Origin of the sequence: Leekyejoonella antrihumi (assembly GCF_007845645.1) — a bacterium.
GTDB lineage: Bacteria > Actinomycetota > Actinomycetes > Actinomycetales > Dermatophilaceae > Leekyejoonella > Leekyejoonella antrihumi.
Map to the genome: position 1 here is coordinate 1 of NZ_VCQV01000048.1, position 21,675 is coordinate 21,675.

Consider the following 21,675-nt stretch of genomic DNA (forward strand, 5'->3'; position numbering starts at 1 on the left):
CACCCACCCGGACGACCCCAAAAACCCGCCGTTCTAGTCGTAACGCTCAAACGGCAGGAAACCCCGCTCAACTGGCCGGAAAATTAGCGCTCAAACGGCCGACATCCAATTGACAAAACACAGGGTCATCGGGCGGCGATCCGAGTGCCTGGCTGGCTGCCCTGGAGGCACAGATCGCGGCCGGCAGCATCGCCGGCATCGACTGGCTGGACGCGGCGCGGTTGCTGACGGGCCCTGCCGGTGTGATCCTGCCGCCCTCGGTCCTACGCCCCTGGATCGGGGCCCTGATCACCCAGACGATGCGCTCGGTGGGCCACGCCTACACCACCCGCATCGAGGCCCTGTCGCTGTTGGTGGCCGACGGGTACACCCGGCCGCTGGTCTGCGACCAGGTCGACCAGGTCACGGCGCAGCCTGCAGACCGCAGCGTCGTCGGGGTGCTCGCGGTGCTCGGCCACACCGCCGACCCGGTGGTCCTGCACTGGCTGATACGCCGTCTGGGGCAGGACCGCGGACCGCGCCAATGGGGCGCGGCGATCGGGCTGCTGACCTCCATCGTGGCCGGCACCCTGTCGGCCGATCTGGTGCCCGCGCTGTCGCAGACCATTGTGGCCTGCGCCGAGGACCGCGGACCGCGGTCGGCGCCCGCATTCATGCTGGCGCAGCGCCTGTCACCGGACCTGACCACCCGGGTGGTCGCGCGACTGGGTTACCACCCGGCACCGGCCGAGACCGGCGCCCGGGTGCAAAGCCCCGACCACCTTGCGCAGTATGTCTACGCCGCCCGCGGGGTCTGCGGGCGGAAGGATCCGATGCTGGAGCGGGCGCTGCGCGAGGGCCTATCGCCTGACTTCATCGAACGGCGACACCACGCGCTGTTGCTGCTGTCCTTCAGCCCTTACCGGGAAGTCCTGGCCCGCACCGCACTCGACCTGCTGGACAGCCCGTGCGACGGGTACGCACCCACCGCCGCTCACACCGTGTTGACCTACCTCGCCGGCCCCGACGAGGCAGGCCGGCTGCGTCGCCTGCTGTCCGGCCCGGACACCGCCCGACCCGGAAAGATACTGGTCGCCCTGGCACGCTCCGGCGGCGTGCCCGATGACGTCAGTCTCCTGGACCGCGCCAGGGATCCGGCGCAGTCGCCGGACGCGGTCTACGCAGCCGGCATGAGCGCCCACCCCGACCTGGCCACGATCGCCACCGTCGGCAACCTCGCGGGCACCCAAGCCCAGGCCGGCGCCCGCTGGTGGCAACGCACCGGCGGCGCGATCACCGACCTCCCGGCAACTCACCTGGCCCCGGCCCAGAACAGTCCCCGGGCATCAGCACGCCAGGATGCCACCACCACGCCCGTAGGCACCCAGACGGCACCGATCTTCTCCTAGCCCTAGTCGATCATCGGGCCGTCAGCCAATGTGGTTCTCGTGGTCCTCACCGTTTTTCGCTACGTTTCGGCGATGATGTCGGCCGGCAGGCCGGACCCTCCCGACATCAACCCGCTGGCACCGGCCACTGCAGAGGTGATCCGACAAGACGACACGAGACCCGCCATGGCCCACCGGCCCGCGCTGCCATGGGGGATGCCGGGTGCGCGCAGGACCCGCTCGATCACCACTGGCTCGATCCCCGCCAGTGCGGATATCTCAGCACGGGTCTGACGCCATGCACGACCGGGTAGCAACCGAGTCGGCGCCTGGAATACAACATCAGCCCCCGGCGGAGCGGTCCCCGCAGTGACCCCAACGTGCTAGGGCAGGCGCCGCCCCAGGCCAGGGCAGCCAGCGGGTAGGGCGGTGACGTGGGACTGGGCTCGGTGACTGGGAGACGGGCCATCGGGTTTTCTCATTCCACTAGAAACCAACCAGGCGGTTTGCTTTAATGGTGTGACCACCCTCGACGGTGACTGTTTGGCACCGAGGCCGTGGGGGTGGCGCCGGTGGGCAACGGTGTTGTCGGGTGGGATTGGCCTGCGCGGTAACGAGATTAAGGGTGGTCCGCGGATGATTGTGACGTTGACGTGTAGCCCGACGCTGGATCGCACCCTTGCCGTGGCCGGGGTGCGGCGTGGCCAGGAGAACTGGTCCGCGGACTCCGCCTTGGAACCGGGCGGGGACGGGATCACCGTGACCCGGGCCCTGCTCGCGCACGGCGCGCAGAGCACCGCGGTGCTGCCGATCGGGGGGGTCACCGGCCGGCAGATGACCCTGTTGTTGAGCGACGCCGGGGTGCCGTTCGCGCCGGTCCCGATCACCGGGTCGCTGCGAGTGGACACGGCTGTGGTCGAGCCGGGCGGCACCACGACCACGTTCCATGAGCGGGGGCCCAGCCTGTGCGCCCAGGAGGCGTTCGCGCTGCTGGCGTGCACCGACGACCAGCTGCAGGGCGCGAGCCGGGATGAATCCGTGCCGGGTGCGGGCTGGTTGGCCGTGTGCGGCCCGCTGGCCACCGGGCTGCCCGAGGACTTTTACGCGACCGTGGTCCGCCGGGCCCACACCTACGGGGCCCAGGTCGCCGTGGCCGTCCCCGGCCAGGGGCTGCGCCACGCCCTGGACGCAGGCCCCGACCTGGTCGCTGTCAACCGGGCCGAGCTGGCCCAGGTGGCCGGCGGCGACCTGCCCACCCTGGTCGAGGTGCGCCGCGCCGCCCAGGACCTGGTGCGGCGCGGGGTGCCGGTCGTCATCATCACGCTCGGCGCCGACGGCGCGATGCTGGTCAGCGACCACGAATGCCTCCACGCCCGGGCGTCTGGGGTGCGACCGGTCTGCACGGCCGGCGCCGGGCCGGCACTACTGGCCGGTGTGTTGCACGCCCTCGACCAGGGCGCGCCTGCCGACCGGGCGCTGATGACCGGGGTGGCCTGGGGCGCCGCAGCCGTCCAGCAACCCGGCCTCCACCCGCCCGGTCCGGCCCAGACGGCTGCCAGCACCGTGAACCTCAGTCGGAGCAACGACGCCCTCCCTGATTCGGTCCTTCGCCCGGCGCAGCCACCACCGGGTCAGGCACGCGGTAGGCCGCGACCCCGACACCGGGCCGAGCGAGCCTGGTCTAACCCGGCGACCGCCCGGTCGGCCTGACCTCGACGCCTCTTTCGTCCTTCGTCCCCGGGTGGGGTCGTCAGCGGGGGAGCGTCAGACCAGGGCAGGAACCTCCCGGCCGACACGGCGGCGCCGGTGACCAGGTCGTCGGCCTGCTGTCTGGCACAGGGATAGCTCCTGCTGCAGGGGGTGGTTGACCTGGTACCGAGAAAAGCTCAACAACTCTTAGCCCGTTAGACACGCCATCATCAATGCTGACCGGATCTACGATTCTGTAGGAGATAGTACCTCTGTGCCATTTTACTGCCTTTAAAACGGGGCACGTTCTTTCCCGTCGAGAAGATCTGGCTGACGGCAGAATTATGTAGGTAAATATTTGGCAAAATCTCTTCCCGAAGCTGATCCCTAAGGTCGATGATTCAGGAACGGAACGGATCACGTTCTGACAGTGCAAGATTCACTACCAAGGAAAGCTCAGGAATCAGGGGCTTACTGTGCGGGGGTGGGGTTTCTTCTAGGTTCTTTGCTAGGAGTTTGCGACCCCGCTTAAAGGACTATTCACGAGATTCGGGCGCGCTTCACGCCGCGAATTACGGTTTCGAAGAGTAAAGGGGACGACTATGTCCGCTCAGACTGTGTTTGATACTGCCCACACGCGGCAGTCCGGCCATGCCAGTGCCCCTCACCCGTTGCCTGAACTGACCGCGACCTCGGGGGTGCATGGGCTTTTGCGGCAGGTGGCGACCGTGGACCATCAGGGCACGGTGATCGCCTTCGCCCGGGCCGCGACCGGACCTGATCTCTTCTACAACGTGCTGGACCTGAAGGTCTCGACCGCGGTGGACAATCTCGAGTGGACGGGATTCGTCAAGCTCGACGTTCCGACGCAATTGCGCCCGGCCGGGTCGGGCATCGTGACCGTCGGCGACACCAACGGCACGATCTTGGCCGTGGCCGAAGCGCCGCTGGTCTTGGTGTCCGATGAGAAGTACCTGTACCTGCTGCAGCAGTCCAGTCGCGGCACCGTCCTGCTGAACAGGTTCATGTTCAAACGCGCGGTGCCTGCCGGCGGGGGCGTGGCGGTGCCGGTCCTCGAGCCCGTGTGGGAGGTGCGGTTTCAGCGGTCGGGAAAGGAGGATATTCCCGACGGTCCCCGCGACACCCAGGGGTACACCGCCCCGGACGGGACCCCGTTCATCGAGCCGACCATCGAACTGCCGATGATCAAGAACCTGACCGACGGCCGGTTCGACGCACTGATCCTGCCCAATCAGTCCGGTACCGGGACGCGCTGGCAATTCGTTGCGGTCAACGCCCCCAACGGCACGCTCGACCTGTTCTCTTTCCCGGCGGACGAGAACGGCCTGCCCGATCTGGCCGGCGTGAAGCTGGCCGAGGGCGGCACCATCGACCCGGATGCCACCATCGCCCTGACCCTGGACCAGGACGGCGCCCAGATTCCCCTGGACCTTGCCGGCAGACCCAGCGCGACGCTGTACACCCTGCGGGAACGGGTCAAGGCGACCTCGGGCTCGGACCTGCTGCTCAAGCGGTCCGCCCGGGTGATGCTGGCCCAGCCGGTCCGGCGCACCGACGGCGCGCTGCAGATCGCCACTCTCGACCTCGCTTTGGGCACCGGGGGCCGGCTCGCGCGGCTGCCGGAAACCACCTCGGCCAGCCTGGTCCAGCCCGCCAACGATGCGCTCCAGTTCGCCAACGCCGCGTACCTGCAGCTGCCGGCCAGCCCGGCGCTGGCGCTGAAGGGGTCCTACCGGGCGGAGTTTTGGCTGTACCCGTCCAGTGCGGTGACCACCGACCAGTACATCTTCCGGGGCGACCCGGCGAACGGCGCGGCCAACGCCGCCGCGTACGTGATGATCACCCGTGACCTGCGGGTCGCCACCGGGTTCGGCACCGGCAGCGACGCCGTGTCGGCCAGCACCACCGCCGCCGTGATCACCCCGGGGCAGTGGGTCCACGTCCAGGTCAGCTATGACACCGCGGCCGCCCGCGGCAACTTCACGGTCCTCGTCAACGGTCGGCCGGTGGCGGTGACCGGCGCGGACAACACCGCCCTGCCGGCCGGTCAGCCGATCACTACCATCAGTGGATCCCATGACGGAATCGTGGGAATCCTCGACGGGCTACGACTATGGGATGTCAGCTCCGGCACCGCGGTGCCGGTCGGCGACTGGCCATTCGACCAGATTGACTACGACGCGAGCCCGCCGATCACCCCGGATCAGAGCACCAACCACAACGACGCCGCCGTGCACGGCGCGGTGCTGGTCTCCTCGACGGCCCCGATCTCCACCGATACCGCCGGCACCCTGTACGTCGATGCTGACGGGCTGGCCAGCTACGCCGGTGTGCTCTCCTTCGCCGAACCCGGTGGTTCCCCTAGCCTGTTCACCGGCTCGGACGGCCTGGTGCACCTGTACTACGCCGGCCTGCCGGACGGTGACCGGGATGGGTTGTTCTGTGTGGCGCAGTACGACGCCGAGAGCGCCCGGGCGGTGTGGCAGTCCGGCTGGACCGCGACCGCGGGCCCGGCCGCCCAGACCGGCACCCTCCAGCTCACCGCGGCCCGGTCGGGCACCTTCATGAACGCCGCCACCATCACGATCCAACCGGCCGACGGTGCCGCGCTGTGCACAGTCGGCATCGACGACGGGCACGGCCGGGTGGAGACCTGGCGCGGGGTACCCCGGTCCCTGGACCGGTTCGTCGCGGTGTTGAACGGCACTGCTACCTCCGACCTGTTCACCCCGCTGTTTCGATCCGGCGGCGCCACCTTCTACGACTGCACCGGCAGCTACGCCCAGAGCCAGATGGCGGTCAGCTCGCCCGACACCTCCTCGGTGCTGTCGGTGCTGTCCCGGTTCCCGGCGGTGATGCAGCTGGCCAGCGCCGGCATCGACACCGTCACCGACACCACCTGCACGGTTCGGCTCACCTTCACCGTGCCGCAGTGGACCGGGGCCCCGACGGTGACCCAGTCCTGGCCAGAGGTCTCGGTGTTCGCCGCGACCTTCTTGCAACAGCTCGGCGGTATCGCGCCGGGCTACGACTACTCCGACACCACCTCGGCGAGCGCGTCCGTGCACGGCCTGGCGACAGTGGACGCCGCCAACACCACCCATGACCTGCTCCTGCTCACTCCTGCCGGGGTCGCCGACCTGAAGGTGGCCATCGAGGCCGGGTCCCGGTCCGACCGGTGCACCATCCAGCTCAGCCTCGACGCCAACGGCCCGAAAACGGTTGAGCTGCGCGACATCTCCCGGGACCAGGTTGCGGTCGCGGCCGCGATCAACGCCAGCACGCTAAGCCTCTACGTGCTGGCCGTGACCGACGGGCTGAGCGCCGCGGCGCTCGACCAGCCCGCTGCCACCCCACCGGTGCGCGACCTGCGGGCCTGGGCGTTCCTGATCGCCGCCTTCGCCGAGGAACGCCTGGCGCCCAATGCCAGGGTGACCCAGCAGGATCCGGTGCCGGCTGCGATCTTGCAGAGCGCGCAGCTGGCCTCGGGCGGTAAGACCACCACCTTGAGCGCCGGTTCCACCCTGGTTCGGGCGCTGGCCGCCAGCGAGCCATCCAACGGCGGCGTCGCGCTGGTGGACAACACGACCGGCCCCGCCACCTTGAGCACCGCGGCTATCAACGGCGGCTGGGTGCGGGTCAGCCCGCACAAGGCCATCGCGGTCAACGGCGCCAACGGCGTGGTCTGGGACATGGCGGCACCGACCTCCGAGACGTTGGCGCTTCCCGGCGACATCACGGTGGAGGCCTGGTGCAAGCCGGCCGGGGCGACCCCCGCCGGCGCCCGGCCGCGGCTGGTCGGCTACCACCGGGCCGGCAGCCCCGACTTCCCGGATCAGCCGATCCAGTGGGCCCTGGGCCTGCAGCCCGCACCGTCCCTGAACTTCACCGACAGTACCGCGATCAACGGGTCCTACGACCTGGACGGCACGGACTGCACCCCTGCAGCTGTGGGTGTGCCCGACTGGCACCGGAGACTCGGGCCAGCTCATGCGGCTGGCCACGGTCGGCGTCAGCCAGCCGTATCTGACCCTGAGCGTCAGTGACGACTCGACCGTGGTCGCCAGCTACGCCAACGGCGCGCTGACCGCGACCAGCACCGCCCGGCTCGCCAAGGGTGTCTGGCGGCAGATCACCGCGACCCTGGCAAAGCAGCCCGACGGCAACCTCCGGCTGCGGCTCTTCCTGGACGGGGTCCCGGCCGGGGACGAGGCAGGCCCACCGGTCACCTTCGCCAAGGTTCCGGGAGCGTTGACGGCCGGCGCGACCCGGTCCGCATTCCCCATGCAGGCCAACGGTATTCTCATGTGGGCCAAGGCGCTGACCGCCGACGAGGTGGCCACCACGGTCACTATCGCCCCGACCCCGACCGACCCCGCCCTGGTGATCGCCTGGTACCTGATCGACGGCGAGGGCACCTCGGTGACCAACGTCGCGGTCGAGGGCTTCCCGTCCGTGTCGCCGATCCAGAACCAGGCCAGCCCGCCGTGGTCGGGCGGCGGGGTCTACGCGGCCGGTTGGGCGATCAACGTGACTACGGCCTGTCGGGCGGCACCACGCCGCTCCTCGGCGGCTGGCACCACCTGGCCGCCTCGTACCGCACCGCGTTCGCCCTACAGCTGGCAGGTGCCGACTACGCCGACTGCGGCAATGATCCATCCCTCGATTGTGGAACGACACTCTCGATCGAGTCGTGGTTCACCCCCGACCGCAACAGTGTGGTCCAGACCCTGGTCAGCAAGCCCGGCAACTACGAGCTGGGGATCAACTACACCGGCAAGGTGCTGGTCACCGTCCCCACCACGCTGGACTCGGCCGGCACCGTGACCCTGCAGAGCAACCAGCCGATTCCGGCCGGGGCACCCTGCTACGCGGTCGCCACCGTCGCCACCGGCAGCAACACCCCGCCAGCCACGGATGAGCACGCGACCCCGAGCTACTACCTGCGCGTCCGGCTGTACGTCAACGGGCAACCGGCCGGCAGCTTCGACGAGAACTACCCCGACCCGATCTCCATCGCGACCAGCAGCAACCGGCTCAACCTGGGGCGCAGCACCGCCGGCGCGGCCTACTTCACCGGCCTGCTGTCCGACATCCGGCTCTGGAACACCGAGCTGAGCGCCGCCGTGGTGGCCGGCACCTGGGCCAACCACCTGGTGCCGGACGCGAACGGGCTGATCTCGGCCTGGCGCTGGTCGCAGTCCCAGGGCAAGTACGCCTACGACGAGAACAACCTGAACAACGCGGTGCTGACCAGTAACCAGCTCTGGCGGCTCTACGCTCCGGCGTCGGTGCTGACCCTGACCGTGGACGGGATGCCCCAGAGCGTCACGTCGGTGATCCGCCCCGAGGACATCGGCGGGTACGGCATCGAGCAGTTCACCGTCGCCGCCAACCAGGCCGGGGTCAACACGCTGGTCAACCCGTTCTCCGGACAGCTCAACGAAGTGCGGATCTGGGGGGAGGCTCGCACCTCGGAGCAGATCCGCGAGGACATGTACCGGGAGCTGACCGGGGCCGAGACCGGGTTGGCCGGCTACTGGCCCTTCGACGCCGGCTCGGGCGCGATCGCCGCCGATGCCACCGGGCACGGTAACGACGGGAACCTGTTCCCGGCCTCCTTGTTGCCGGCGTGGGTCCCGTCCCGGGCGCCGATCTCTAATGAGGCCAAGGAGGTCTACAACGTCCTCGGCGGGCTGATCACCGATTTCACCACCCGCATCGAGGGAATCCCGTCCGTGGTCGAGTACGCGGACACCCGCCGCGACGCCTACGGAGCGTTGTACAGCGTGATGAAACGCTGCTACTCCGCCGGCATCGACCACACCGTCAGCCTGCTACCCGGGTTCACCGTGGGCGATCTGGACACCACCTACGCCGGTCAGGTCCAGACCGCCCCGTCGCTGGTCGGCTTCATCGAGGGCGCACCACCAATTCCCAGTGAGAATCAGACCAATCCCTGGTGGAACGACGTCAACTACCTGAACACCTACGCCGACAACACCCAGGTCACGGTGACCCAGGCCCAAAGCGCCACCCAGGTCTTCACCGGCAGCGAGAACACCGGTAGCTCGATCTCGATCGAGGGCAAGGTCGGCCTGTACCTGAGCACCTCGGCCGGGGTCTCGGTGGGGATCGGCGAAGAAGTCGACTGGGAGGTCGCCACCGCCGAAGGCAAGCTCGGCTACGCCGGCGACACCTCGACCAACCACAGCTCGGAAACGGAACTGAGTTTCGGTTACGGCAAGCACACCAGCACCACCGACGCGATCAGCGCCGGCGGTGAGTGGGAACGGGCCGATCACCTCCTCAACCCGCAGGTCGGGCGCCGGTACGTCCCGGAGAACCTCGGCTACGCCGTGGTGAAGTCGATGACCGCCGACCTGTACCTGGTCAGCCTGCGCGGCTCGAACGCGGTCGTGAAGATGACCCTGGTCCCGGACACGAGCATCGGGATCGACGTCAACGTCATCAACTTCCCCATCGACCCGCACTACACCAAGAACGGCACCCTGGACGGCATGGTCGGATTCACCCCCGACCCGGACTTCCCCTACGCCGACGTCCAACCCGCCAGCTACTTCCAACCGATCCAGGCCTACAACCTCAAACGCCGGATCGAGCGACAGGACAAGCAACTCGAGGCCTACTACCAGCAGTTCGACACCTCGGGCCTCAGCCACGGCATCCCGCTCGGCGCGCAGATCGACGCGGCCGCGATGGACACAGGGTTCGGCACGTTCCGCGACCAAATCCTGCCGGCCAACCCGTCCTACGACTGGAAGCAGGCGCTGGCCAAGCGCAGCCTGGTCAACACCTACGTGTGGACAGCCGGCGGCGGGCTGCACACCGAACAGTCCGAACTCGTCGACACCTACACCGAGTCCTACTCGGGGCTGTCCGGCTGGGACATGAGCAACGGCCTCAGCTTCGAACTCGCCGCCGCCGCAGTCGTCGGGCTGTACGGCGAGTTCGACGCCCTGTTCGCCAGCTCCGTTGAGGTCATGTCGGTCCGCGACAAGGACAGCGAGTCCAGCTTCGGCCTGGACGTCGACTTCGACCCGGACCGGTACCTCAAGCGCCCGGTCCTAGGCGCCGACGGCCAGCCCACCGGGTACACCGAGGACGACGCACCAGGCAAGGTCACCGGATACCGGTTCATGTCGTTCTTCCTGCCCCCCTCGGAAGACAACTTCAGCACCTTCAACCAGACCGTGATCGACCAGAACTGGTTGGCCAACAGTGCCGATCCCGCCGCCGCGGCGCTACGCACCGCGACCGTACAAACCAACGGCGCCTGGCGAGTCCTGCACCGGGTGACCTACGTCAGCCGGGTCCCACCACCGCTGCAGCCCACCACCACCGATACCACCGCGCCCCCGGTGGTGCCGCCGGCGAACCTGGCCAGCAACGTGGTCATCACCCGGCTCGTCGAGCAGCAGATCGGGACCGCACTGCCCTCGACCGCGCAGATCGGGGCAGCGGTCACCGCCACCTTGGGCACCTCACCTCAGGACCCGGGCCTGCTCGCCGGGCAGCTGTCGTGGTGGGTCACCTTCCTGACCGCAGCACAAGTCCAGCGCAGCGACGCCCACGACACCCTGACCAGCCTGCGCACCGATCTGCTCGCGTACATGGTGAACAAGTACACCAGCCAGACCGCGACCACCAGCGGAGCCGAACTGGTCAGACTGCGCGCGACCTGACCCGACCGCAGCCCAGCGGCGCCCACGACACCATGAAAACCCCCACCTCTGAAGGAGACTCCTCATGACTGAGCAATGGAACGACCTGATGTTCCGACACAACTTCGACGACACCGGGAAGTACCCGACAGCGGGTACCCTGTCCTCATCCCCGGACGTGATACCACTGGGCGACACCCCGGTCAGCGACCCCAACACCCTGATCGGTGACGACGCGTGGAAACGTGACTACGGCAACTCCACCAACGCCTCGGAGTCCAACTACATCTACCTGCGCGGGATGAACCCGTCCACCACCGACCGCAGCGGGCAGGTGTCCCTCTACTACTCGCCGGCCAGCCTGCTGCTGTGGCCGACCGACCCGCTAGACCCGAAGAAGGGGTGGGCCAAGAACCCGCTGCGTACCAGCGGCGGCGACAAAAGCATCACCGTGACAGCCGCAGCCAACAACGGCCGGTTCGTCACCAGCCAGGGCTTCAACTGGATACCGGAGCCGATCTATAACGACCACTACTGCGTGGTCGCCCGGCTGGTCACCGACGACAATCCCAACCCGCTGCCCACCCTGGGCAACCTGACCGACTTCGCCGCCTACATCTCCCAGCACCCGAACATGGCCTGGCGCAACGTGGTCACCATCAACCCGAGCAACCCGGTCACCTCGACCGTGGTCAACTACAGCCAGGGCACCGAAGGCGGCGGCGTCTATGTCATCCTGCGGTGCGAGAACGTGCCAGACGGCTCAAAAGTCGCGTTCAACTGCGGTACCCCCGGCCCGGACCCGATGATCAGCATCGGCCCGACCACGGTCGCTAACACGGTCGACAGCAAAGGAATACCCCGCTTCAACCTGACCCTGCTCACCACCATCCCTGCCAACTGGGCCTCCGATGTGACCTACACCTGGTACTCCGAGGGCCGCAACCCCGCACCAGACATGAAAATCTGGCTCGACGCGGTCATGCCCGTGGCCTCAGATCATCCGCTGCTGGGCCAGTACGCCCGCCCGCTGACCCAGTTCGGCATCGCCCAGGAACACCTCGGTGTCGGCCCGACCAAGGGCATCATGCTCGGCAGCCAGCTCATGAAAACCCTGCCCGTCGCGGTGAACCAGTCAGCCCGCTACTACGGGTCATCGCGACGGCTGATCGTGCCAGCCACCGCACCGTCGGTCCTGTTCTCCGGGGTCAGCTGGGGCCAGCACACCGCCTCGATCTTCGGCAGCCAGTCGACCAACTACGACATCGGCGTCGTCCGGGAGACCAACGCCAAGGGTGTCCAGTCAGATGTCGTCACGGTCAGCGAACTCGCCACCGACCCAGCACCGGCCCCGGAACAGGCAGACGTCACCGTCGATGCCGTGCTCGAGACCGGTCCGTTCACCGGCAGCGTGCTCGCCACCTTGACGGCCACCAACATCCCCAACGGCGCCGAGATCTGGTTCAAGAACCTGGACGGCTCAGTCACGATCGCCACCCCACCAACCACGATCAGCAAGCAACCGGCCTTCACCGTTTCCACTATCGTGGATGCAGTACCAGCCGAATACACCACCACGATCCGCTGCTCTTTACGGCTCAACGGGCGCACCCTACCGGCTGACTACGAACTCAAATTCACGGTCCTCGCCCTCTCCGAGGAAGAGATTGAGGCGCGCCGCGCCGCACTAGCCGCCGACCCGACAGCCAAGCCCACGCCAGGCAAGGAACTCGGCGCCGTCAAACTACGGCCGTAAAACCCACGGAGCGACCCCCTCGCGCAGAGGGGGTCGCTGGGAGTGTCAGATTTTCGGCTCTGTGGCACTTTCGGTGGTGCCTGGCGTGTCTGCTCAGCATTGGCGTGCCCGCCTGGTCAGCATGAGTGGTGAGTGATACAGCGAATCCCCTGGTCAGGACGGTGTTCTCGGGTCTGTTGGCGTTGCGGATCGACGGCGTCGAGGACGACGGTGACGCGATCGTGGTGCACGCGGCACCCGGGACCGGCCGGTGGCCTGCCCGTCCTGCGGGGCGCCCACGAGCAGCGTGCACGCGTTCCACGAGCGTCTACCTGCGGATGTGCCGGTCGATGGGCGGCGCGTGCTGGTGCGGGTTCGTGTGCGGCGGATGCGCTGCCGTACGGGCACCTGCAACAGGCAGACCTTCCGGGAGCAGGTCCGTGGCCTGTTGGAGCGCTACCAGCGACGCACGGTCCGGTTGACCAAGCAGTTGCGCGCGATCGTCGCCGAGCTGGCCGGCCGCGCGTCAGCGCGGCTCGCGCCTGCCGTCGGGATCACCGCCGGGAAGGACACCGCGACCGGCACCCTGCTGGCCATCACGCTGCCCGACCGGCCAACGCCGCGGGTGCTGGGGATCGACGACTTCGCGTTGCGCCGCAGTCACGAGTACGCGACCGTGCTCATCGACGCCGCAACCGGCCATCGCATCGACGTGCTACCCGGGCGGCGCGCGCCGGTCGTGGCCGACTGGCTCCGTGAGCAGCCGGGTGTCGAGGTCGTGTGCCGGGACGGGTCGGCGACCTACGCGCAGGCCATACGAAACGCCCTGCCGTCGGCGGTCCAGGTCACTGACCCGTGGCATCTGTGGCATGGGCTGGCCGAGGTCTCCACTCACTCGACCTGCTGGGCCGGTGCCACCGAGTGTGCCACCCTGAAGTGGGCCCCACCTGGGGCGTTTTTGATGCCGCGGGATGGCAGCGTCATCGACTTTCTGAAGACGACAACGCCAGTGGTGCGGCGATTTGTGACGGCGAAGCCCACCCACTCTGAGGACATTGAGACATCCACCGTTGTAACGCCCTGACCTGCGACAACGCTGGTGGGGACGTGCCCGGAGATCGGCCGGAGCATGCCGACTGGCAGCGTCCCCGGGGACAGAGTGGGGGACGTCGCGCGGTCACGGTGTGGCGCATGAGTGTTGCAGACTTTCTTCAGCTGGATGACCGGGCCACCTTGGATGGCGCGCGGGACAAGTGGGCGACCTGGACGGCGGGGCAGCCGCGTCTTGGCCTCGCCGCTCGGGTTGATGACCTACGAGAGCAGCTCGCGGCGGCGGATCGGCTGACGGCGGACTCGGTGCTGGCCGCGCTGGCACCGATGGCGGCCGAGGCCGGCCAGGATGACCATGACGCGGCCCTGGTGTTGTGCTGGGCGCTGCTACCGGGGGCGTGCCGGTTGGCGGCACACCTCCGCCGCGGGTTGGGGGAGGAGGTTGACTGCGCCGTCGCCGGGCAGTTGTGGATCGAGGTGCGAACCTTCCCGTTCGAACGGCTCGACCGGGTCGCGGCGAACATCTTGGCGAACACGCGGGTGGGTGTGCTGCGCCGGTTTGAGGCGTATTCGCGGATGGGCCGGATGACCGCTAGCACCGTGAGTGTCGATCCTGCGCGCCTGGGGACGTGGATGAGCGCCGAACAGGAGGGCGCGGGGCCTCCCGGGCAGGAGTTGCTGGAGGTCTTGGACTGGGCGTGCCAGGCGCGGGTGATCAGTGTCGCCGACAGGGGGCTGCTGCTGGCCCTGGTGCATGAGGCGGACACCGTGCCGGTGCGAGCGGCCCGTGAGCTGGGTGGGTTGGCCGGCAATGAGTTGTCCGAACGGGTCGCGGCGCAGTGGGGTGTGACCTCCCGCACCGTGCGCCGCCGCGCCCGCAAGTCGGTGGCAGCGCTGGCGGCTCACGCCTCCGACTACGTCGACGTCTCGGCGTGAGCCGTGTCCGCGCATAACGGCTCTGTGGTGGGCGAGGCGATGGGCGTGGACGAGTCGCGCGCAGCAGAAGGTCGAGGGACAGCCGCTCGCGTGGACTCTCCCCGCATCGGGGTCGGGGTCGCGCAACTGCAACGAGCGTGGGCGGCGGTCCTGGCGGGTGAGTTCACCGACGACCCGGCAGCGCGCAAGCCGGCGGATCCCGCGCCTCGCACCAGCACGCGGTCCAGTCATCGCCCGTCCGGGCAGTCGTGGACGCCAGCTGCGGGGGAGCGGGTCATCCCCGTCCTCGGGTGCCACGGGCAGGCCGGCGCGACCACGGTCGCGGTCGCGATCGCCACCGTCGCGGCAGACACCTCGTCGGCCCGGGTCGTCGAGTGCGCCTCGCACACCGCGTCGGGTATGAGTAATGCCTGCGTCTCGGAGCTCGGTGTCGATGATCGCGGCTGGGCGACCGGAACCCGCGACGCCGGCGTGCGCCTGGACCGGCCGTGGGACGTGTTCCCCAGCGCCGACCTGGTCTGGACACCAACACCGCTCGACGCACCGTCCGGGTTGACCGTGGTGGACGCGGCGTGGGAGGTCGGCCAACTGCTCGCGACGCCGTGCTGGCTGACAGCACTGGCCACCGGCGCGCCGAGGGTCGTACTGGTCACCACGGCAACCGTTCCCGGGATGCGGCGGCTACGCGAAGCAGCGGAACTGCTCGGCACCGGCCGGATGATCGCCGCCGTCGTCGGCCCGCGACGCGGGCGGTGGCCCCGCGGCACGGACGGCGCAGGCGGCGACCTGATCAACGACCTGGCAGGTGACGACCGGCTGGTAGAGGTGCCCCGCGACGCGTCCCTGGCGACGCAGGGGCTGTCACCGGCACCACTACCGCCGCCGCTGCTGCACGCGGCGGCCCAGATCCTGCACCGACTGAGTCAGGACAACAACCCGGACGACACCCAGGACGACCGCGAAGGGACGCTGTCATGACACCCCCGGCGAGCACCATTCACACGGGCATCATTCAGACGGGCATCGTTCACGCGCTGGCGGCGTGCCCGAAGGCCCCTCCCGGCATGGACGCATACCAGGGCACGATCACCGGCTGGGTACAGTGGGCGGTCCTCGGGCTGATCAGCATCGGGGTCATCGTGGGCATCGGCGCGATCGTGGCCGGGCGGGTCTTCTCGATGCCACACGCGTCCAAAGTCGGCATCATCTCCATCGTCGTGGTCTTCTTGTGCGCGGTCGCATACATGGTGCTCCCCGCGATGGTCCACGGCATCACCAAGTGCTGATGACCGCCACCGGGACCCTCAACGCCCGCCCCTGGGGTAGAGGCCGACTCGTCGCCACCGCGGCCGCGCTGCTCGCCGTCGCGATCGCCCTGGTCTGCGGACTGGGCCTCGGCGTCTACTACCTCATCGCCGGCGGTGGCGGCCACTCCTCAGCCACGTCGATCGTGGCGCCGGCGACAATCACCACCGGCCACGGGCCCGCGCACCGGGACCGAGTCGCCGCCGCGCGGATGCTGCAGGTACCCCCCGACGCAGCCGCCCCGAGCGCGCCCGCCGCGACCCCGGGACCCTCGCTGAGGGTGCCGGTCGCCCAGGCCGGCGGCCCGGCCGAGATCGCCACCGGATACCCACGCACCCCGGCCGGCGCGATCGGGCAGCTCGCCGCCCTGGAGGCCGCGGTGCTGCAGCAGATGAGCATCACGCAGGCGAACGCGGCGTATGCGGCCTGGGCGCTGCCCGGGGCCGTCCCCATCCGCTCGTGGACCCCGATGACCTGGGTACAGGCCGGACTGGCCACCGGGCTGCTCGGTGTCCCCTCCGCCCCGATCACCCTGACCGCGACACCGGTCGCGGGCCAGGTCAAAGGGTCCGACGGACCGGACTGGGTGGTCGCGTGCGTGCTGTTCCGGCTGGAGGCCGTCCGTCGGGCCACGACCCAGGTCGCCGTCGCGGACTGCGAGCGGATGCAATGGCGCTCGGGCCGGTGGATGATCGCGCCCGGGGCGCCGCCGGCGGTGGCGCCGGCGACGTGGCCGGGCACCCCGATCAGTATTCGGGCCGGCTGGAAGACCTGGACCCCGGTCGGGGACGACTGAGCATGGGGTGGATTGGGCACATCATCGGCGACCCGATCGGGGCGCTGCTGGGTGGGGCGGCCGATGCGGGCGCGCAGCTGTGGACCGGGGCGATGCTGACGATCTGGAACGCCGGGCTGTGGTTCTTCCGCGTCGCGTTGACTCTGCTGGACGCGTTCACCACCCCGGACCTGCGCTTTGACGGTCCGGCGTCTACCGCGTACGGGATCTGCTTCGCCATCGCGGGCTCACTGGTGCTGCTGTTGGGGTTCGTGCAGATCGGCGCGGCGGCCTTCACCCGGCGCGGGCCCGCGCTGGCCCGGGTCGGCATCGGCCTGGCCCAGTTCGCCGGGGTGTGGGCGGGCTGGGTGACCTACCTGGTGGCGCTGGTGGTGGCCTGCGGGGGACTGACCCGGTGGCTGATGAAGGCGATGCTCGGCGTCACCAGGTGGTCGCAGATCGACTGGTTCGCGTCGTTCTCCACCACGGAGATCACCGACGGCACGGTAGCGACGGTGCTGGCCGTGATGGGGATCGTGCTGATCCTCGCCTCGATCGGTCACATCCTGGTGATGCTGGCCCGGGCCGCGGCGCTGCTGGTGCTGGCGACCACGACCCCGATCTCGGCCGCGGGGCTGGTCTCGGACGTGGGCCGGTCGTGGTTCTGGAAGAGCCTGCGGTGGGTGCACGCGGCCGCCCTGACGCCGGTGCTCATGATCCTGGTGCTCGGGCTGGGTGTGCAGATCAGCACCGGGGTCGCCGCGGGCCTGAGCGACAGCACCCAGGAGGCGGTCGCCACCGCGCTGCCGGGAGTGATCATGATCTGTGTCGGGTGTGTCTCGCCGCTGGCGTTGTTCAAGCTGCTGGCGTTCGTGGACCCGGGAACGAACTCGGGTGCGGCGATCCGGGCGAGCATGGCCGCGGGCGGCGGCGTGGGGCAGATGCTGACCAAGCTGACTGGCGGCAACAGCGGGGGCAGTGACGCGGCATCTCAGAGCGGTAGTGATGGTCGTTCGCAGGGTGAGTCCGGTGCCGATGATACGACTCAGGGTCGGTTCGCCGGAGCCGGCGGCGGAAAGAGTGGCGGTCACGGTGGTTCGAAGGGCGGGATGGTCAAGGGGATGGGCGCGTTGGGCGCGGTTGCCGGCACGGTGGCGTCGGTCGGTGCGCGCGGCGCCGCGATCGGCGTCGACCTGACCAACCAGATGGGGGTGGGCCACCAGACCTACCACCCCGACTTCGCCGGCACCGGAACCCAGAAGACGAAGAGCGACAGCACCAACGGCGACGGCACCCGCGACGGCATCCGCGAAAACGACACTGGCGGCGACGGTCCGGGCAACCCGGACCCACCGTCCCCCTCGGACGGTCAGCAGCAGCCGACCAGCGGTGAGCACGGGCCGGACGACCAGGGACAGGGCGCGCCGGACCCTGGCCCCTCGACCGCCTCACCGGATGTGCCGGCGACCACACCGCCGAGCCTACCTACCCCGAGCCCACCGGATCCGCCGGCAAAGGAACCGGCCGGCGGTGGACCGGGCGGCCAGGGCACCCCGGGCGGCGGCGGTAAACCCGCCGGCCCCGGTGGCTCGGGCGGTGCTGCTGGCGGTGGTGCCGCTGAGGGCGCCGTGGTGGCCTGACCCGTGTCCGAAACGAGTGAATCGAGAACAGTCATGAGCGTGTACGACGACTACCAGGGCGACCGGGTCGGCTGGTTCTTCGGCCTGCGGGGACCGCAGCTGGCCCTGCTTGCGGTGGCATGCCTGCCGGTGTTCGGGGCGATCTCCGCCGCCAGGTGGTGGGCCGCCCTCGGCCTGGCCGCCTGCTGGGCGGTGCTGGTGCTGCTGGTGATCGTGCCGATCAGGGGCCGGTCGGCCACCGGCTGGGCGGTCAGCGTCGCGGCATCGATCAACGGTGGGGCCCTGGGGTGGACGGTCTTTCGGTCGAAGGCCGCGTCGGGGCGGGTGACCGACCCGCTGGAGCCGGACCTGCCCGGGGCGTTGCGGGCGATCAGCACGCACGAGGGGCCGGCGCAGGGGCACGCCTACAAGCGCGTCGCGCTGATCCAGAACCATGCGGCCCGGACCTGGGCGTTGACCGCGGCGGTCGTGCATCCGGGGATCGGGATGAGCGGACCGGACCAGCGGGCCCGGCTGGGTGCTGCGGAGGCCGAGCTGATCGACCTGGCGAACCGCACCGAGCTGATCGACGAGCTGATCTTTATGGTGCGCACCGTGCCGGAGGACGGCGCGGAACGCGACCAGTGGGTGGCCCGGCACCGGACCACGGCCGGGCCGGACTTGGCCCGGCAGGTCAACGACGACCTGCAGGCCGGGCTGACCCGCGCGTCGGTGCGCACGCAGGCCTTCTTCACGTTCGTGGTCCCCGAGGCCCGGATCGCGGGGCCCGCCAAGGAGGTCGGGCGCGGCCTGGAGGGCAGGGCGCGGGTGCTCTACTCGTTGGCGCACGAGCTGGAGGCGCAGCTGCGCGGCTCCCTGGGCATGAGCCGGGTGTCCTGGCTGTCCAGCCCGCAGCTGGCGGCCGCGTGCCGCACGGGTTTCGCCCCCGCGGACCGGGCGAGCATCGTCGACGCGCTGGCCGCACAACGGTCGGATCCCGGCGTGAACGCGGACGTGCCCTGGTGCCTGGCCGGTCCGTCGGGTGCGGACCCGGTGATGCGCCACTACAGCCACGACGCGTGGAACAGTGTCTGCGCGGCGATCGTGCTGCCGGACCGGGGCGCGCTGATGGGTGCGCTGGCACCCGTGCTGACTCCGGAGCAGCCGGGGGAGCGGCGCTGTGTCATGGTGTCCTACCCGATCGTGGGCCAGGCGAAGGCGGACCGAGCATCCCGCAACGGTGAGTTCGCCGCCGACACCGCGGAGAGCCTGCGGCAGCGCCTGGGGATCAAGGCGCGCGCCCGGTCCCGTGAGCAGGGGGTCAAGGCGCGGGCGATGGATGGCAAGCTCGCCCGCGGGCACTCGATGATCCGCCCCTATGCGATCGCCACGGTCACCGTGCCGAAGACCGCGCGGATCAGCCAGTACGCCCGAGGTTTGGACTCCTCGATCCGCCGGGCCGGGTTCGCGCCACAGCGGTTGGACATCGCCCATGATGCCGGTTTCGCGGCCTCGGTGATCCCGCTGGGCCTGAGCCTGACCCGCAGAAGCACCCCATGAGACGACCTCCGAGGCACCCGGGGAGGCACCCCGTCAAGCATGCGGGGCAAGGGCGGGACGTGGCGAGGCTGCTCGCGGACTTCGGGCACGACCTGCCCACGGTCCCCGCGCAGGTCGCGGCAACCAAGGAGCCCCGCTTGTTTCACCACGCGTCCCCGCGCGGGCGCCCGCGAGCGGGCCGGGGCTGGTCGCCGGCGCGGGCACCGGTGCGCGCCTACCGGATGACCAGCGACCAGGCGCCCGTGTTCTGGCCGTTCATCAGCGCACCGGGCCTGCCACCGACCGGCGCGCAGATGGGCATCAACGAGCTGTCCGGGGCCAGCTTCTACGCGGACCCGATGGGCTGGGTGACCGATGAGCACGTGCCGGTGACGAACCCGAACATCTTCGTCTATGGCAAACCCGGGCGGGGCAAGTCCGGGACCGTGAAGGCGTTCTGCCTGCGGATGATGGACTTCGGGTACCGCACCCTGGTCCTGGGCGACCCCAAGGACGAGTACGAGAAGCTGTGCCGCGCCCTGGGGGTGGAGCCGGTGACCATCGGTATTGGCCTGTCGGCCCGGATCAACCCCCTCGCGTTCGGCCCACTCGGGCAGCACTGGGGCGACCTGGACGGGCCCGAGACCAAGCGGCGCGCGCAGATCGTGTTCGGCCGGTGGCTGACCCTGGTGCGGGGCCTGGTCGGCTCCCAACGGATCGGCGCCGCCCGAGTGCCGTTCGGGCCCACCGACGCGCAGGCGGTCGGCGCGGCGCTGCGGCACCTGACCGGGTACACCCAGGGCAACAGCCGACTGGTCGAGACCACCATCCCTGCCCTGTGGGAGGCCCTGGCCAACCCCACGAAGGAGCTGGTGACCGAGTGCGCCTACGGGTCCAGGCGGCAGTTCCTGGACGAGACCCGGCTGCTGCGGGATGCGCTGTCCCAGCTGACCACCGGGCACCTGGCCGGGATGTTCGATCAGGCCACCAACATCGCCCTGGACTGGCGGGCACCGATCCAGTCCCTCAGCCTGCGCCACCTGGAACCGTTGGGTGATGAGGCGATGGGGATCGCGCTGACCTGCCTGAACTCCTGGGGCCGGGGTATGCGGGAGATGGCCGAGCCCGGGGACCTGCGCATCTGTGTGCGCGACGAGTCCTGGAAACAGCTGCGCCTGGGGCCGGAGGCGGTCAAGAGCTTCGACTCCGACCTGCGGCTGTCCCGCTCGGCCGGTGACATCCAGATCGCGGTCGCGCACAAACCGTCCGACCCGATGTCGGCCGGCGATGTCGGGTCGCAGGCCGTCGCGATCGCCCGGGACATGATCCACCTGGCCGACATCCAGGTGCTGCACGGGCAGGACGCCGCCGTCGGGGACGAGCTCGCGGCGCTGCTGGACCTGGGCCCGATGGCCCGCACCCTGATCACCGGGTGGGCGATGGGCGGCACCGGCCGGGCCCTGTGGCGGGTCGGCGACGGGCTGTACAAGGTCCAGACCGTGCTGCACCCCGCCGAGGCGCGAATCACGTACACCAACGACGCCATCGACGGCGCTCTATGACTGTTCGTGCGATTTCTGAAGGTTTCTCGCTGAACTTGCACGTGCTCGGCGTGAGTTCGCCTGGTGTTGATGCATGTTCGCAGAACTGTCACGTGGATGTGACCGATCAGAGGGTCGAGTGGTCGTTGAGCTCGGGCCGGGAGTCTGGGCTGGGCTTCGAGGGGCAGTCACATCGGCTCGGTGCCGAACAGGTCCGACCCGTCATCACCGAGCAGGAAGCTGAACCGTTCGATGTCGCGGCGCAGCGGCTGGACGCCGTAGCCCTCGACGCCGACGTATCGCTGGAGCGAGGGTTCCAGGTGCTCGCGGTCGCTGGCCAGCCAGTCCGAGACAAAGGCCAGCATCTCGCGCAGTTCGGTTGCGTCGGTCATGTCCAGCGAGATGTTCGGCAT

14 protein-coding genes and 2 pseudogenes are annotated in these 21,675 nt (G+C 69.5%); 14 read left to right on the forward strand and 2 right to left on the reverse strand.

The genetic code is table 11. The features are described from left to right. Positions 1 to 242: 242 nt before the first annotated feature. Positions 243 to 1,388 (forward strand): hypothetical protein, encoded by a 1,146-nt coding sequence (locus FGL98_RS22240; protein WP_146320641.1) that lies wholly within the window; start codon positions 243 to 245, stop codon positions 1,386 to 1,388. A gap of 59 nt (positions 1,389 to 1,447) precedes the next feature. On the opposite strand, the gene FGL98_RS25590 is transcribed toward FGL98_RS22240, so the two are convergent. Continuing rightward, complete coding sequence (locus tag FGL98_RS25590; RefSeq protein WP_186526321.1) at positions 1,448 to 1,615, reverse strand: hypothetical protein; 168 nt, start codon at positions 1,613 to 1,615, stop codon at positions 1,448 to 1,450. Between the two features lie 388 nt (positions 1,616 to 2,003). Here FGL98_RS25590 and FGL98_RS22245 point away from each other — a divergent pair, with 388 nt between their 5' ends. The 13 genes and pseudogenes from FGL98_RS22245 to FGL98_RS22300 all read left to right on the forward strand — a co-directional run bounded on the left by FGL98_RS22245 (position 2,004) and on the right by FGL98_RS22300 (position 21,283). Beyond that, positions 2,004 to 3,077: a 1-phosphofructokinase family hexose kinase gene (locus tag FGL98_RS22245; protein ID WP_146320643.1), complete on the forward strand. Its 1,074-nt coding sequence runs from the start codon at positions 2,004 to 2,006 to the stop codon at positions 3,075 to 3,077. Between the two features lie 650 nt (positions 3,078 to 3,727). Continuing rightward, the gene (locus tag FGL98_RS22250) at positions 3,728 to 7,123 is read left to right on the forward strand and encodes a LamG-like jellyroll fold domain-containing protein (RefSeq protein WP_186526322.1); all 3,396 of its coding nucleotides are present in this window, start codon (positions 3,728 to 3,730) and stop codon (positions 7,121 to 7,123) included. After that, positions 7,032 to 7,358 (forward strand): annotated as a pseudogene (locus FGL98_RS26535) (hypothetical protein); the annotation flags it as partial. The gene FGL98_RS22250 and the pseudogene FGL98_RS26535, both read left to right, overlap by 92 nt. 206 nt (positions 7,359 to 7,564) lie before the next feature. Continuing rightward, a complete protein-coding gene (locus tag FGL98_RS22260) occupies positions 7,565 to 10,783 on the forward strand; it encodes a LamG domain-containing protein (protein ID WP_246136696.1) in 3,219 nt (1,072 codons plus the stop codon). 64 nt (positions 10,784 to 10,847) lie between these two features. Further along, positions 10,848 to 12,518, forward strand: a complete 1,671-nt coding sequence (locus tag FGL98_RS22265; RefSeq protein ID WP_146320650.1) for a hypothetical protein — start codon at positions 10,848 to 10,850, stop codon at positions 12,516 to 12,518. Between the two features lie 125 nt (positions 12,519 to 12,643). After that, positions 12,644 to 13,407, forward strand: a pseudogene (locus tag FGL98_RS22270) (ISL3 family transposase); the annotation flags it as partial. A 281-nt stretch (positions 13,408 to 13,688) separates the two neighbouring features. Next, entirely contained in the window at positions 13,689 to 14,483 is a 795-nt protein-coding gene (locus tag FGL98_RS22275) for a hypothetical protein (RefSeq protein ID WP_146320654.1), read from the forward strand. 90 nt (positions 14,484 to 14,573) lie between these two features. Then, positions 14,574 to 15,461: a hypothetical protein gene (locus FGL98_RS22280; RefSeq protein WP_146320656.1), complete on the forward strand. Its 888-nt coding sequence runs from the start codon at positions 14,574 to 14,576 to the stop codon at positions 15,459 to 15,461. Further along, entirely contained in the window at positions 15,458 to 15,769 is a 312-nt protein-coding gene (locus tag FGL98_RS22285; RefSeq protein ID WP_222432344.1) for a hypothetical protein, read from the forward strand. The genes FGL98_RS22280 and FGL98_RS22285 overlap by 4 nt, the downstream gene beginning before the upstream one ends. Further along, positions 15,769 to 16,584, forward strand: coding sequence for a hypothetical protein (locus FGL98_RS25600; RefSeq protein ID WP_186526324.1), 816 nt, complete (start codon positions 15,769 to 15,771; stop codon positions 16,582 to 16,584). The genes FGL98_RS22285 and FGL98_RS25600 overlap by 1 nt, the downstream gene beginning before the upstream one ends. After that, complete coding sequence (locus FGL98_RS22290) at positions 16,473 to 18,203, forward strand: TrbL/VirB6 family protein (RefSeq protein ID WP_186526325.1); 1,731 nt, start codon at positions 16,473 to 16,475, stop codon at positions 18,201 to 18,203. Before FGL98_RS25600 ends, FGL98_RS22290 begins: the two co-directional genes overlap by 112 nt. Positions 18,204 to 18,236: 33 nt before the next feature. Further along, positions 18,237 to 19,742, forward strand: a complete 1,506-nt coding sequence (locus FGL98_RS22295) for an SCO6880 family protein (RefSeq protein WP_146320660.1) — start codon at positions 18,237 to 18,239, stop codon at positions 19,740 to 19,742. A 59-nt stretch (positions 19,743 to 19,801) separates the two neighbouring features. Continuing rightward, on the forward strand, positions 19,802 to 21,283 hold the full coding sequence (locus FGL98_RS22300) for an ATP-binding protein (RefSeq protein ID WP_246136697.1): 1,482 nt from the start codon (positions 19,802 to 19,804) through the stop codon (positions 21,281 to 21,283). 167 nt (positions 21,284 to 21,450) lie between these two features. Here the strand turns inward: FGL98_RS22300 and FGL98_RS22305 are convergent, their stop codons facing one another. Next, entirely contained in the window at positions 21,451 to 21,675 is a 225-nt protein-coding gene (locus tag FGL98_RS22305) for a hypothetical protein (RefSeq protein ID WP_146320664.1), read from the reverse strand.

Excerpts from the sequence above, each read along its gene's own strand:
- FGL98_RS22285 (WP_222432344.1), top strand. The coding sequence starts at position 15,458 with ATGACACCCCCGGCGAGCACCATTCACACGGGCATCATTCAGACGGGC.
- FGL98_RS22295 (WP_146320660.1), top strand. The coding sequence starts at position 18,237 with ATGAGCGTGTACGACGACTACCAGGGCGACCGGGTCGGCTGGTTCTTC.
- FGL98_RS22245 (WP_146320643.1), top strand. The coding sequence starts at position 2,004 with ATGATTGTGACGTTGACGTGTAGCCCGACGCTGGATCGCACCCTTGCC.
- FGL98_RS22275 (WP_146320654.1), top strand. The coding sequence starts at position 13,689 with ATGAGTGTTGCAGACTTTCTTCAGCTGGATGACCGGGCCACCTTGGAT.
- FGL98_RS25600 (WP_186526324.1), top strand. The coding sequence starts at position 15,769 with ATGACCGCCACCGGGACCCTCAACGCCCGCCCCTGGGGTAGAGGCCGA.
- FGL98_RS22265 (WP_146320650.1), top strand. The coding sequence starts at position 10,848 with ATGACTGAGCAATGGAACGACCTGATGTTCCGACACAACTTCGACGAC.
- FGL98_RS22305 (WP_146320664.1), bottom strand. The coding sequence starts at position 21,675 with ATGCCGAACATCTCGCTGGACATGACCGACGCAACCGAACTGCGCGAG.